The 12,375-nt window shown below is 63.8% G+C and carries 13 protein-coding genes and 1 tRNA gene; 8 read left to right on the top strand and 6 right to left on the bottom strand.

Going from position 1 to position 12,375, the window contains the following annotated elements; translation table 11 throughout:
* Positions 1-144 precede the first annotated feature (144 nt).
* The 3 genes from C481_RS15755 to C481_RS15745 all read left to right on the top strand — a co-directional run bounded on the left by C481_RS15755 (position 145) and on the right by C481_RS15745 (position 2,129).
* Positions 145-585 (top strand): hypothetical protein, encoded by a 441-nt coding sequence (locus C481_RS15755; protein ID WP_006110273.1) that lies wholly within the window; start codon positions 145-147, stop codon positions 583-585.
* 109 nt (positions 586-694) lie between these two features.
* Positions 695-1,459, top strand: a complete 765-nt coding sequence (locus C481_RS15750) for an SDR family NAD(P)-dependent oxidoreductase (protein ID WP_049904709.1) — start codon at positions 695-697, stop codon at positions 1,457-1,459.
* Between the two features lie 145 nt (positions 1,460-1,604).
* Entirely contained in the window at positions 1,605-2,129 is a 525-nt protein-coding gene (locus C481_RS15745) for a small multi-drug export protein (protein ID WP_006110271.1), read from the top strand.
* 31 nt (positions 2,130-2,160) lie between these two features.
* On the opposite strand, the gene C481_RS15740 is transcribed toward C481_RS15745, so the two are convergent.
* Both C481_RS15740 and C481_RS15735 read right to left on the bottom strand, forming a co-directional pair.
* Positions 2,161-3,132: a succinylglutamate desuccinylase/aspartoacylase family protein gene (locus C481_RS15740; protein WP_006110270.1), complete on the bottom strand. Its 972-nt coding sequence runs from the start codon at positions 3,130-3,132 to the stop codon at positions 2,161-2,163.
* A 270-nt stretch (positions 3,133-3,402) separates the two neighbouring features.
* Positions 3,403-4,875 (bottom strand): sulfatase-like hydrolase/transferase, encoded by a 1,473-nt coding sequence (locus C481_RS15735; RefSeq protein ID WP_049904698.1) that lies wholly within the window; start codon positions 4,873-4,875, stop codon positions 3,403-3,405.
* A 194-nt stretch (positions 4,876-5,069) separates the two neighbouring features.
* Between C481_RS15735 and C481_RS15730 the strand changes: the two genes are divergently transcribed.
* The 5 genes from C481_RS15730 (at position 5,070) to C481_RS15710 (ending at position 7,832) form a co-directional block, all read left to right on the top strand.
* The gene (locus C481_RS15730) at positions 5,070-5,588 is read left to right on the top strand and encodes a peptidylprolyl isomerase (protein ID WP_006110268.1); all 519 of its coding nucleotides are present in this window, start codon (positions 5,070-5,072) and stop codon (positions 5,586-5,588) included.
* A 193-nt stretch (positions 5,589-5,781) separates the two neighbouring features.
* Positions 5,782-6,741: an oxidoreductase gene (locus C481_RS15725; RefSeq protein WP_006110267.1), complete on the top strand. Its 960-nt coding sequence runs from the start codon at positions 5,782-5,784 to the stop codon at positions 6,739-6,741.
* 50 nt (positions 6,742-6,791) lie between these two features.
* Complete coding sequence (locus C481_RS15720) at positions 6,792-7,187, top strand: hypothetical protein (protein WP_006110266.1); 396 nt, start codon at positions 6,792-6,794, stop codon at positions 7,185-7,187.
* 119 nt (positions 7,188-7,306) lie between these two features.
* Positions 7,307-7,660, top strand: coding sequence for a hypothetical protein (locus C481_RS15715; RefSeq protein WP_049904708.1), 354 nt, complete (start codon positions 7,307-7,309; stop codon positions 7,658-7,660).
* A gap of 88 nt (positions 7,661-7,748) precedes the next feature.
* Positions 7,749-7,832, top strand: a tRNA-Leu gene (locus C481_RS15710).
* A 247-nt stretch (positions 7,833-8,079) separates the two neighbouring features.
* Here the strand turns inward: C481_RS15710 and C481_RS15705 are convergent.
* The 4 genes from C481_RS15705 to C481_RS15685 all read right to left on the bottom strand — a co-directional run bounded on the left by C481_RS15705 (position 8,080) and on the right by C481_RS15685 (position 12,262).
* Positions 8,080-9,558 (bottom strand): aldehyde dehydrogenase family protein, encoded by a 1,479-nt coding sequence (locus tag C481_RS15705; RefSeq protein WP_006110264.1) that lies wholly within the window; start codon positions 9,556-9,558, stop codon positions 8,080-8,082.
* A gap of 303 nt (positions 9,559-9,861) precedes the next feature.
* Entirely contained in the window at positions 9,862-10,110 is a 249-nt protein-coding gene (locus C481_RS15695) for a hypothetical protein (protein ID WP_006110263.1), read from the bottom strand.
* An 80-nt stretch (positions 10,111-10,190) separates the two neighbouring features.
* The gene (locus tag C481_RS15690) at positions 10,191-11,063 is read right to left on the bottom strand and encodes an ABC transporter permease (RefSeq protein ID WP_006110262.1); all 873 of its coding nucleotides are present in this window, start codon (positions 11,061-11,063) and stop codon (positions 10,191-10,193) included.
* The gene (locus C481_RS15685) at positions 11,060-12,262 is read right to left on the bottom strand and encodes an ATP-binding cassette domain-containing protein (RefSeq protein WP_006110261.1); all 1,203 of its coding nucleotides are present in this window, start codon (positions 12,260-12,262) and stop codon (positions 11,060-11,062) included. Before C481_RS15685 ends, C481_RS15690 begins: the two co-directional genes overlap by 4 nt.
* Between the last annotated feature and the right edge of the window lie 113 nt (positions 12,263-12,375).

Raw genomic sequence — 12,375 nt, 5'->3', positions numbered from 1 at the left:
CACTATCCGTCACGTTCCAGTATATGTTTTTATTGTGTCTATTACTTTGTAGTGTCGATATCAACGGTATCGTCTCACACGTTGTGACCATCACCGGTTCCCTGCCGGCGTGGGTTTATATAGGATACCGCAGCCAGCGAGCCCATGGTTTCGGAGCGTTCCCACAGCCTGTCGCGACGCACTGCTTTACGCGGATTCGCCGTCCTCGCCGGGACGGCGCTCGCTGGACTCGGAACCGGTACTGTCGGCGGTGCCCGCCCGCTCGCTGCGACCGAGACGCCAGCCGATACCGAGCGCTACGTCGCCGTTGTCGATCGAATCGTCGATGGCGAGCACGTCGTTCTCCTGCTCGAGGAGGACGGACGGATCGTCGACCAACTCGTCGTTTCCAGATCGGCGTTCGACACCGTCGCAGAGAGCGATATTCTGGTCGTCATCGTTGCGGACGACGAGCTCATCGACTACCGCATCCTCCCCGAGCGCCCGTGTCGCGAGTCCGAAGCGCCCGGCGAGGACGCCGATCCGGAGACCGCCTTGCGCTCGAGCGCCGGGACTCGCTCGGACGCTGCACGTGACTGGCCGTAAGCCAGTATAGTTACCACTGTTCTTCGTATCGCCACGACAGCAAACAGTGACAACGAATAACCGCTAAACGATGAACGAATTTATGTATCGCCCGACCGATACTGGATTCATGCGACTCTCCGAGAAGACCGTCGTCATCACGGGCGCAGCGGCAGGGATCGGCAAGGCAACCGCCGAACGGTGTGCGGCGGAAGGCGCACACGTCATCGTCACGGATGTCGACAACGACGGCGGACGGGCCGTCGCCGACGAACTCGAGAACGCGGGCTCGAACGGCACCGCTTCGTTCCGCGAACTCGACGTGACCGACAGCGACCAGTTTCACGACGTGATCGACGACATCGTCGAGACGCACGGGCTCGACGTGCTCGTCAACAACGCCGGTACCGGCCACCCGGGCGGGAGCCTCGAAGAACTCGATGACTCGGTTCGGGACTTCGTCATCGACGTGAACATCAACGGGGCCTGGAACGGCTGCCACGCCGCGCTCCCGCACATGAAAGCACAGGGATACGGCTCGATCGTCAACGTCGGTTCGCTGGCAAGCATCCTCGGGTTGCCAAAACAGGCTGCGTACTCGATGACGAAGGGAGCCGTCCTCAATATGACCCGTGCGGTCGCTGCCGAAGCGGGCCCGTACGGCGTCCGCGCGAACACCGTCTGTCCCGGCTTTACGGAGACGCAACTCCTCGATCAGTACCTGTCCCAACAGGACGATCCCGAACGAGCCCGCAAGCAGATGGTCGAACAGTACCCGCTCAAGCGCCTCGCCGAACCCGAGGAAGTCGCGGACGCAATTCTGTTCCTGGCGAGCGACGAGGCGTCGTTTATCACCGGTCACGGCCTCGTCGTCGACGGCGGTTTTTCCGCATAATACGGCCGACTCACTCCGTTTCTCGTCCGAACTCGATACCGACTTCGGCAGGACGGCATGAAACCGACGAGCGGCTTGAGACAACACGCGACAGGAGTCGACGGACCAAAACCGCTTTGCTTTCACCGCGCTTCTGGACCGCACAATGCCCTCGTCGCTCGTCCCAGCTATCGTCGACGCCGGCACACTCCTCGAAGAGACGACCGGTTTCGGTCGATACCTCCTCGTCTTCGTCCTCGCGATGATTCCCGCGATCGAGCCCTTCGTCGTCATCCCCGTCGCGATCGGCCTCGGTCTCGACCCCGTCGGAACCGGCGTCGCCGCGTTCGCCGGCAGCGCCACCGCAATGGCCGCGATCGCCATCTTTCAACAGCGCGTTCTCGGCTGGTGGCACCGCCGACGCGCTCGGACCCGCGGCGAGGACTCGGTGCCGATGAACTCGAGCACCCGCTACCGTCGCGCCCGCCGAGCGTGGGATCGGTACGGGCTCCCCGGGCTCGCTCTCGTCGGACCGATCCTCGTCGGAATACACCTCACGGCCCTGTTCGCGCTACTCGTCGACGATCGCCCTCGCGTCACCGCCGGCTGGCTAACAGTCGGACTCGGCGCGTGGACGATCGTTCTCGTCTCCGCCTCCGCGTACGGCTTCTCGCTGCTCGGCCTTTCGTAATCTTTCTGGCCCTCCGTGTCTCAGCCCGCCGCTATTGCTCGCGCACCAGCGCCACACTGGCGAGTTTGTCGCCCGCCGTCACCGTCGCCTCCTGTGTCAGCGAGTACAACAGCCCCTCCCGATCCGCCGTCGCCGTCTGCAGCACCTCGTACGTCGTCGGATCGTACACCGTCCCGAGTTCAGTACCGGCCGAGACGAGCCTGCCGAACTCGAGGGTGGGAGCGGGACGGAACAGCCCGGAGTTATCGGCAGTGACCTGTCCGAGGTGGTTTCGGGCGACGGTTTGTTCGCGACGGGGCGCGTTTCCTGGAAGCAGTCCGAGCGAGCGGCAGACGTTAAGTAGTCCGTCGACGCCGGTCTCGACGGCGCCTTCGACGATCTGTTTGCTGTGAGCGAGTTCGGGTGTGATTGCGGGAACTCCCGCTTCGGCGGCGGCGACGCGGAGTTTGCCCGCGAAATCGCGGCGGTGCCATTCTTCGGGGGCGTCCTCGCCCGCTTCCTCCGAGAGCAGAATGTCGGTTCCGAACGCCCTGGCGAGGTCTCGAGCGCGGTCGTCCCCTTCGCGGTAGACGACGTGTGGAAGCAAGTCGGGACTCCCGGTGTGGAGGTCGACGATGGCGTCGGCCCGGGCGGCGAACTCCCAGAGGCGGGCGGCCATCCGCTGGTGGAGACTGCCGTCGGCGTCGCCCGGCCAGACGCGGTTCATGTTGGGATTGACGCTGTCGAACTGTTCCGGCGCGGTGTAGGAGACGCGGTCGAAGGTGAGCGGGTTTGCGACGGGAACGGCGACGATCGTTCCGGACAGCGACTCGAGGGGCAGCCGGTCGTGAAAGCGCCGGAGGGTTTCGGTACCGTTTATTTCGCGGCCGTGCTGTGCGGCCTGGACGTACAGTGTCGGGCCGTCCGCAGAGCCGCTGTAGGTGTGCACTGTCGTCGTGAGCGCGACGCCGGAGGGTAATCGTGCGAGCGTCACCTCCTCGTCGGTGTGCGTTTCGGGGCTCATAGTACGCTTGTACTGTCGTTCGACGGCTGGCGGTATGTAGTTGCGGCCGCCGGTTGCAGAGCGGGGTACTGCTATCTACCGTACCGAGGAGCCGAAATCACCCGAGGACTGTGGCAGGTATAGTAACACCTGCAACTATTCACACACCGATCGCAGAGCCGTCGTGCGATCGGGTGTGCAGTGACTCGCAGTGGCTACGATAGTCTGTAGTACGGTCGGCGGCGAGACTCTTACTCGTGAAAACCGATCCGGTCGTCTTGCCTGGCGCGGCTATCGGAGATAGCCAAGATCAGCCAGTCGATTCTCTACTTCATCACCGACCTCATTTGTCCCATCAGCGACCGCCGTTGGGGACAGCGAATCGAACGCATCTGTAACGATCGTTTTCGAATCGCTCGAGTGCGATTCCACGGCGGCCTGGGCACTGATGCAGTCGACGGTAGCAACGTCCGGATCCGTCTCCCCGCGTACCACGTGCTTCCGAACGGCACCGTCGTCTCCAATCGGCTCGTAAACCGCTTTCCACGGACCGAAATACGGTTCGGGCCGGTCGGGTCGATCTTCTTTCCGGAGTCGTTCGGTCATCGTGAGGACCGGACCGTCGAGAAGCGGGTCGTCCGATGGATCGGGTATGCTAGCCGGTCTGTCTATAGCCCGCACCATCGCTGCGGGAATATTGGTCAACGATGCAGGAGCCGTCTCGATCCGGGACGCGTGTTGCTCCGGCCACTTTACCACCAGCGGCACGTGCGTTATCTCCTCGTGGACGCCCCAACTGTGCGTCACCGCACGGCAGTCCGGGGCCACGAACGACCGCTCCCCGAATCCTTCGCCGTGGTCGCTCGTAATGACGAGAAGCGTCTCGTCTAACTCACCGCGCTCTCGGAGTGCCGTTACAAGCTGTTTGACCACTGCATCTGCCTGCCGGATACCTCCGTCGTAGAGCGATTCGAGCGCTTTGAGTTCGCCCCACGGTCGGCCGTTCGAGCCATAATACTGGTCACTCAATGTCCGCCCAGCTAGTGACTCGTGGAGATCTCGGATCTTCTCCCCGGACCAATTATCGTACTCCGCCGTCGGAATATACGGATAGTGCGCATCGAGCACATTGACACACGCGGCCCACGGTCCGTCCCGTTCGGCTTCCCACTCGAGGAACTTGTCCGCAAATGCAGCGCCGTCGGCTTTCTGATAGTCGTGCCATTTGGGATTGAACTCTCGGTACCCACGCCAGAACGTATTCGCCAACGCACGCACCGGCTTCCCGGATGTGATCGCGCGCTTTAGATTTCCAGAAACACCCTCCAATTCTTTCACGTCAGTCGGATCGAAGGCATCGAACAAGCGAGCGTTTTCTATATTCCCAAAATCGGGAGTCTCAACGGTTTCGAACGGCTCGGATAAGTTAGACGCGTTTGCGATAACGTAATTCGGGGTGAATAACCCCGTTTGATACTCATACTCCCGTTGCAGCCTGGTCCAAATTGTTGCTTCAGGGGAGAGCCGTCCCTCATGTTCTGTGATGTCGTGCTCCGGAACGTGGAGCCCAGTCCAGATACTCGCGTGACTTGCGACGCTATGAATACTCGGCGCACGCGCCTGTCGGTAGACCGTCGCCTGCGCAGAGAACTGTTCTAGCGCAGGAGTTGTACGGTTGTAATGGCCGTGGAGACTCGTATTCTTTGCCCGGACCGTATCTAAGATAACGAGTAGAATATTGGGTTTGTCGCTGTCCGAATCCATCTTTGCTAGCTCCCAGTATCGGGTCGAAACCGAATAAATTCTTCCCTTATGTGGAATTTATAGAAACACACCGCGGTACCGAGCGGCTGTCGGCTTGTAGTGGCTACTAGAGATGACCGACCGCTTCCCGAAATATCACGGATCACGCTGGCGAAGACCACTACCGTTTTCACGCGCCCCATCGTCGCCGACGTATGGGCAACGTTACTGCGACCCTGTACACGAACCGCGGCGACATCGAGGCCGAACTCTACGACGACCGTGCACCACGCACCGTGGACAATTTCGTCGGCCTCGCGACCGGCGGCAAGACCTGGGCCGATCCCGAGACGGGCGAGGAGATCGAGGACGAACCGCTGTACGACGACGTGGCCTTCCACCGCGTCATCGAGGACTTCATGATTCAGGGCGGCGACCCGACCGAAACCGGCCGCGGCGGCCCCGGCTACCAGTTCGACGACGAGTTCCACGACGAACTCCGTCACGACGACGAGGGGATTTTGAGCATGGCGAACTCTGGCCCGGACACGAACGGCTCGCAGTTCTTCATCACGCTCGACGCCCAGCCTCACCTCGACGACCGCCACTCCGTCTTCGGCAAGGTCACCGACGGGATGGACGTCGTCCGGGAGATCGGCAACGTCGACACGGATCGGAACGATCAGCCCCAGGAAGACGTCGTACTCGAGTCGGTGTCGATCGACTACGAGTAACCTGCGCTGCACTCGAAATACGAGCTTTCGTTCTACAGATCGCCGCTTGACAGCGCGCTCGGAGCCGATATTTCGGCGAGGATCGCGTTCGAAATCGAACTTGAATACCGCATCCGCCGCTCGACCCCCGCCACCCCCTCCCGCCCCCTCGGGGCGGAGACGGTTTTAGGTTGGTTCGACCCGTACCGACAGTATGGGCTGGACAGCCGCCGATATCCCCGACCAGTACGGCCGAACGTTCGTCGTCACCGGCGCAAACAGCGGCCTCGGTCTCGAGACCACGCGTGAACTCGCCCGCAAGGGTGCAACCGTGATCATGGCCTGTCGAAGCGTCGAGCGCGGCGAGGAGGCGGCCGACGACGTTCGCAACGACCTCGAGCGCGTCGAGGGCGACCTCCGCGTCGAACAGTGCGACCTCACGAGCCTCGACTCCATCCGCGAGTTCACGACTCGACTCGGCGACGAACGACTCGACGTGCTCGTTAATAACGCCGGCGTCATGGCGATTCCGCGCTCGGAGACCGAGGACGGCTTCGAGACGCAGTTCGGCGTCGATCACCTCGGGCACTTCGCACTCACCGGTTTGCTGCTGGACAATCTCCACCTCGACGACGAGGCGGATTCGCGCATCGTCACCGTCTCCAGCGGCGTTCACGAGAGCGGCGACATCGACTTCGACGACCTACACCACGAGGAGTCCTACGACCGTTGGGAGGCCTACGGCCAGGCGAAACTGGCGAACGTGCTGTTCGCGTACGAACTCGAGCGCCGGCTGCTCACCGCGGATCTGAACGCGAAGAGCATCGCCGTCCATCCGGGCTACGCGGCCACGCAACTCCAGATTCGCGGCCCCGAGCAGAGCGGGGACCGGCTCCGAAAGCTCGCGATGCGACTCGCGAATACGCTGGTGGCGCAGTCGGCCGAACGGGGCGCGCTCCCGCTGTTGTACGCCGGGACTGCGCCGGACGCCGAGGGCGGCGCGTACTACGGTCCCGGCGGGCTCGCGAACATGCGCGGCACGCCCGAACGGCAGGCCTCTTCGGACCGATCTTACGATCGCGAAATGGCCCGCCGTCTCTGGGATGTCTCCCGGGAGTTGACCGGTGTGACGTACGACCTCCCGCGGCCCGCGGCCGAGCGCGCCTCTCCCTGAGCGCCTCGTAATTTCATAACCGTTTTGACCGGTTCGCGGTAATCATTCGTATGCTCTCCCGAGACACAACCGTTCACATCGGGGCGGTACTGTCGGGCCTTTTCGTCCTGGTGCTGGCCGACTATCTCGCTATCGGGCTCGAAGCCGGCCCGGGATCGGTCGCGGTATTCCTGCTGTTCTACGGACTCGTTCTCGGCGGCGCGCACTTGGTTCTCGCTATCCGCGGCGAGGACGGCCTGATTCCGGTCGAAGCGAGATGGCGGTACGTGGCCGTGCTCTCCGTCACGCTCGCCGCGGGCGCGGCGATCCGTTACGCTGGTGAGAGTACCATCGGACCGAGCGATCTCGAACTCCGAACCGTCGGACTCGCAGCGATCGCTCTCGCGGTGGTCGCGTACCTCGCGAGCGAATCGGCCGCCGGGCATCGCGCGTCCCGATTTCGGTGAACCGCACCGGACGGCTCGCGACGAGTTCAGGATCGAACCCGGCCGCGGCTCGAGAACTCGTTCCGGAAGTCCGGCACCCAACCGTAACGCGAAAGGTGACGCAGTCGAACATTCGTACAATGACCGACGGCGACGAGAACGGCGGCGAGATCCAGCGCGCGAGCGATGTCGGCTCGGCCGATGCGCCACCGATCGAGGAGAAGCCCTACAAGATCATCTTCGAGGCCAACAAGTGCTTCGGAGCCGGCAAGTGCGCCGAAGTCAGCGGCAACTGGGAAATGTCGCTCGCCTCGGGTATCGCCAAACCGAACACCTACTTCATCGACGAGGCGGACCTGGACCACAACGTCCGCGCTGCCGAGATCTGCCCGGCGAAGAAAGACGAGGGTTGCATTCACGTCATCGACCGCCGGACCGACGAGGAGATCGCGCCGGACCCGCACGGAGACGGGACGTTGAGCGTCGACTGGTAGCCGAGGACCGGATTCGGTCGGGCAATTCGGTCGACGCACACCGAAACGCACATTGTAGCGGGGCGGATATCCCCGAGTGCGCTTTTGTGCGAGGGTAGCCAAGCAGGCCAACGGCGGTGGGCTTAAGACCCGCTCCCGTAGGGGTCCGAGGGTTCAAATCCCTTCCCTCGCATGCCGACTCGAACGCCGGTGAGGGTCGTGTATGCGAAACGGAGGGATTTGATTCGGGGAGGGAAGCGGCACGGAACGACCGTGGTTCGAATCCCTTCCCTCGCACGCACTCGCCGCTGTCCGCGAGTTCACGAGTGGCTACGAGTTCGCGACTAGCTGTGAGTTCACGAGTCACAGATCAGTTCCCAGTTTGGAAGTACCAAACTGTGCTCGAGCACTCGGGCATAGCGCGCGCCGCGGGAGCGCCGCTAGAACGGGTACTCCCGCGGCTCGCGCTGGACCGAGATCCACTTCGTCGTCGTGAGTTCGTCGAGGATCGATTCGCCGTTGTAGCGGCCGACGCCCGACTGTTTCATCCCGCCGAAGGGGACGTGGGGCTCGTCGTTGATCGGCTGGTCGTTGATGTGGACCATGCCGGTCTCGATCCCGTCCGCAATCGTGCGGGCCTGCTCGAGGTCTTCGCTGTGGACCGAACCCGAGAGGCCGTGGATCGTGTCGTTTGCCAGTTCGATCGCCTCCTCGTCGCTCGAGTAGGGAATCACGGGAGCGACGGGACCGAAGTGCTCGTTTTCCGCCGCAGCCATGTCGTTGTCGGCGGCAGAAAGCACCGTCGGCTCGAGGACGAGTTCGTCGTGATCGCCGCCGGTTTCGAGCGTGGCTCCCGCCTCGATCGAGTCGTCGATGTACTCGACGATCTGGTCGCGCTGGCTTTCGTCGATAATCGGGCCGATGGTGGTGTCGTCGTCGGACGGATCGCCGGTGGGGAGACTCGCCGCGCGGTCGGCCAGGCGCTCGACGTACTCGTCGTACTGCTCTTCGTGGACGAGATGGCGGTTGATCGAGATGCAGGCCTGGCCCTGGTGGAGGAACGAACCGAAGACGCCGCCGTCGACGGCTCGGTCCAGGTCGGCGTGCTCGGTGACGACGTGGACGTTGTTGCCGCCGAGTTCGAGGGCGGGCAGCGCACAGGTTTCGGCGGCCTGGCTGGCGACGCGCTGGCCGATCTCAGTCGAGCCCGTGAACGCGAGCACGCGGGGGATTTCGTGGCCGGCGACCGCGTCGCCGATGTCGGAGCCGGCCCCGGGAATCACGCTGAGCACGCCCTCGGGAAGCCCGGCGGCTTCGAAGATGCGCGCGAGCAGCAGGCCGCCCGTGATCGGCGTGTTCGAGGCGGGTTTGAGGACGACGGCGTTCCCGGCTGCGATGGCGGGTGCGACGGCGCGCATCGAGAGATGCAGCGGGAAGTTCCACGGCGAGATGACGCCGACGACGCCGACCGGCACGCGAACGGCGGTGTTCTCCTTGCCGGGCACGATCGACTCCGAATGCTGTCCCTCCATCCGGAACGGGTAACTCGCCGCCTCCTGCATCATCCCGCGCGCCGTCTGGAGTTCGGCGTTGCCCTTGACCCGGGTGCTCCCGGACTCGCGGGCGAGCAACGCCAGCATCTCCTCGCGGTTCTCGCGGACGAACTCGAGGGCTGCGGTTACGACCTGTGCACGCCCCTGTGGCGGCTGTTCGGCCCACGACTCCTGGGCCTCGGCGGCGGCCTCGTAGGCCCGGTCAACGTCATCCGGCGTTCCAGCGGGAACGGTCGCGAGTTCCTCGCGCGTATAGGGGTCTTCGACGGCGATCGAATCGCGGTCGCCTGGGTCGGTCCACTCGCCGGCGAGATACAGCGCGTTCCAGCCGAACTCGGAGTCGGGAGACAATGGCAGAGTCGTCATACGAGACAACTCGTTGTCAGGCCCGAAAAGGGAGTAACCAGCAGGTGCAACCGTGACCCGTCGGCGACCGTGGTCCCGGCTGTTCGGTCCGTATATCCTGGAGAACGAGGGAGGGGTGCGCTACGATCTCGCGTTCGGTAGCTGCCATGCGAGCAGGCCATGGCGGATGCCGACGGCCACGAGCGAAACGGCGAGTGCGGTCACCAGTTCGTCGGCGACGAGTTGCCACAACACGAACGCGATGCCGCCGAGAGCGAGCGGAAACCGGGCTGTAACCCGGTGAAACGATCGGAACGGGTGCGTTTAACCCGTGGGAGCCATCGCTTCGAAGCCGCCGTTTGAACCGGCCCGCAGGAGCAGCGGCAGAAAGAGGACGATAGCACTCCCGACGTAGCAGCCACCAAATGCGCCGATCGCGGGCGAGTTCAACGACGTGTGGTCGACCGACGTGAATACGCCGATACCGACGAGTGAAATCACCGTTCCAAGCCGTTCGGGCGTCACCGGACCATCCTCGAACGGGGCAGCGTTCGGTTCGTGTCTGTCGCTCATGCGTGATCGAGATGTGTGAGTTCCACACGGTTTCGATGCGATCTCCCGGTGAGGGAATATAGAGGGAGAGCCCGGGAACGCTACTGCTGAGCGTGAAAGAGGTACATCGTCGCGGGACCGAAGATGACGACGAACACCGCAGAGAGCCCGAGAACGATGACGACGTCTCCAGCCGTGGCAGTACCGTGCATCAGTCCGCGCATCGCCGTGACCAGGTGACTGACGGGGTTGATCGAGACGAACGTCTCGAGCCATCCGGGCATCGTCCGCGGATCGACGAAAACGTTGCTGATGAACGTAAGCGGGAACAGGATCAGCATGCTCACGCCCATGAGCGACTCCGGCGTCCGCATGATGAATCCGAGCGCCGTCCAGATCCACGACAGGCTAAACGAGAACACCAGCAAGAGTGCGACAGCCGAAACCACGCCGATTGCGCCGCCGTCCGGGCGGAACCCGAGCAGCAGGCCGAGTCCGATGACCATCGTCGAGGCGATCGTGTACCGAACGGCGTCCCCGAGCAGGGCACCGACGATGACCGACGGCTGCCAGACCGGCATCGTTCGGAAGCGATCGAAGACGCCCTCGTCGATGTCGTCGTTTAGCGTGACGCCGGTGTAGATCGTGATGAACACGACCGTCATGGCCAGGATACCCGGCAAGAGTTCCTGGAGATACGCGCTCGTCGAGCCGGCGAGCGCGCCGCCGAACAGGTAGGTGAACAGTAGGAGGAACATGATCGGGAAGACGGTCACGTCGAACAGTTGCTCGGGGACGTGCTTGATCTTCAGGAGCGCCCGCCAGCCGAACGTGAGCGAGGCCGACACCGCACTCGGCCGCGGCGGACGCGGGCTGTCCGACACCGCCGCGTGAAGGGTGTCGACGTCGGGATCCGGCTCGGTAGCTGGGTCCGAGTTCAGTTCCGCGGCAGCCGGTGATCGTTCGGCGGTCATTTCGCCCCCTCCTGACGCGTTCCATCGCCCGTCGGTGTGTCCCGATCCGCATCGCTGCGCGTGGATCGATCGGTCACTTCGAGGAAGAACTCGTCCAGACTCGGCTGGCCGAGCGTGAACTCGCTGACTTCGATGCGCGATTCTGCGAGCGCGTCGAGCGCCTGGGTGACGCGATCGGGATCTTCGATCCGAGCGGAGAGGGCCGCCGGATCGGACTCGAGTTCAACCGGCGCGTCGAGGACGGAGGCGAGCACGTCCCTGGCTGCGTCGCGACGCTCGGCATCGTGCAACCGAACTGATAGGACGCCGGAGCCGACGGAGGCCTTGAGCTCGCCGGGCGTGCCCTCGGCGATGATCCGTCCCTCGTCGATGACGGCGATCCGGTCGGCTAGCTGGTCGGCTTCGTCCAGGTACTGGGTGGTCAGCAACACGGTGGTTCCGTTGGCGACCAGCGCGCGGATGATGTCCCAGACCTGGTTTCGGTTCCGCGGGTCGAGCCCGGTTGTCGGTTCGTCGAGAAACAGGAGATCCGGCGTGACGACGATGCTCGCCGCGATGTCGAGGCGCCGGCGCATCCCGCCGGAGTAGGTCTTCACCTGTCGGGTCGACGCCTCGGTCAGTCCGAAGGCGTCGATGAGTTCACTCGTGCGCTCGGCGGCCTGCGCTCGGGAGTAGCCGAGCAGGCGAGCCAGGAGGACGAGGTTCTCGCGGCCGGTGAGATCCTCGTCTACCGAGGCGAACTGACCGGTCATGCTCACGCGACGACGGACTGCGTCGCCGTCGGTCGCAACGTCGTGGCCGAACACCCGCGCCGTGCCCGCATCGGGTTGTAACAGCGTCGCGAGCATGCGAATCACGGTCGTCTTGCCGGCTCCGTTGGGGCCGAGAAGCCCGTAGATACCGCCGGCCGGGATGGCCAGGTCGATTCCGTCGACGGCTTTCGTCTCGCCGAAGTGTTTGACGAGTCCCGTCGTTTCGATAGCGAGGGGGCGCTCGCGTTCCGTTTCGGTCGCGGTCTGCGCCGTCGTCGCGGTATCGGTCGGATCGGTTCCATCGGTCGTGCCGCGAGCACTCCGATCCCGTTGCCGATCGCCGGTTACCGACGCGGCTCCGTTGTGAGTTGACACCGTCGAGGTCGCGCCGGCACTCGAGTTACGTTCGCGATCGGCGGCGTTCGTCGGCGACGCGCGTTCGGTCATCCGACCGCCTCCATTTCCACGAGCCAGGGCCGATTTCGGGCGAAGCACTTCGCTGTCGTCGTTTTGGGATGGGTAGAACGATTCATACGCACTCCTCAATATGAGTACAGCTC

Origin of the sequence: Natrialba asiatica DSM 12278 (assembly GCF_000337555.1) — an archaeon.
In the GTDB taxonomy this organism is placed as follows: domain Archaea; phylum Halobacteriota; class Halobacteria; order Halobacteriales; family Natrialbaceae; genus Natrialba; species Natrialba asiatica.
Note: the sequence above shows the minus strand (reverse complement) of the source record. Positions and strands in the feature narration are given on the sequence as shown.

Coding starts and splice junctions, on each gene's coding strand:
- C481_RS15740 (WP_006110270.1), bottom strand. CDS start 3,132: ATGAGCCCCGAAACGCACACCGACGAGGAGGTGACGCTCGCACGATTA.
- C481_RS15690 (WP_006110262.1), bottom strand. CDS start 11,063: ATGACCGCCGAACGATCACCGGCTGCCGCGGAACTGAACTCGGACCCA.
- C481_RS15695 (WP_006110263.1), bottom strand. CDS start 10,110: ATGAGCGACAGACACGAACCGAACGCTGCCCCGTTCGAGGATGGTCCG.
- C481_RS15755 (WP_006110273.1), top strand. CDS start 145: ATGGTTTCGGAGCGTTCCCACAGCCTGTCGCGACGCACTGCTTTACGC.
- C481_RS15735 (WP_049904698.1), bottom strand. CDS start 4,875: ATGGATTCGGACAGCGACAAACCCAATATTCTACTCGTTATCTTAGAT.
- C481_RS15730 (WP_006110268.1), top strand. CDS start 5,070: ATGGGCAACGTTACTGCGACCCTGTACACGAACCGCGGCGACATCGAG.
- C481_RS15745 (WP_006110271.1), top strand. CDS start 1,605: ATGCCCTCGTCGCTCGTCCCAGCTATCGTCGACGCCGGCACACTCCTC.
- C481_RS15715 (WP_049904708.1), top strand. CDS start 7,307: ATGACCGACGGCGACGAGAACGGCGGCGAGATCCAGCGCGCGAGCGAT.
- C481_RS15685 (WP_006110261.1), bottom strand. CDS start 12,262: ATGACCGAACGCGCGTCGCCGACGAACGCCGCCGATCGCGAACGTAAC.
- C481_RS15705 (WP_006110264.1), bottom strand. CDS start 9,558: ATGACGACTCTGCCATTGTCTCCCGACTCCGAGTTCGGCTGGAACGCG.
- C481_RS15750 (WP_049904709.1), top strand. CDS start 695: ATGCGACTCTCCGAGAAGACCGTCGTCATCACGGGCGCAGCGGCAGGG.
- C481_RS15720 (WP_006110266.1), top strand. CDS start 6,792: ATGCTCTCCCGAGACACAACCGTTCACATCGGGGCGGTACTGTCGGGC.
- C481_RS15725 (WP_006110267.1), top strand. CDS start 5,782: ATGGGCTGGACAGCCGCCGATATCCCCGACCAGTACGGCCGAACGTTC.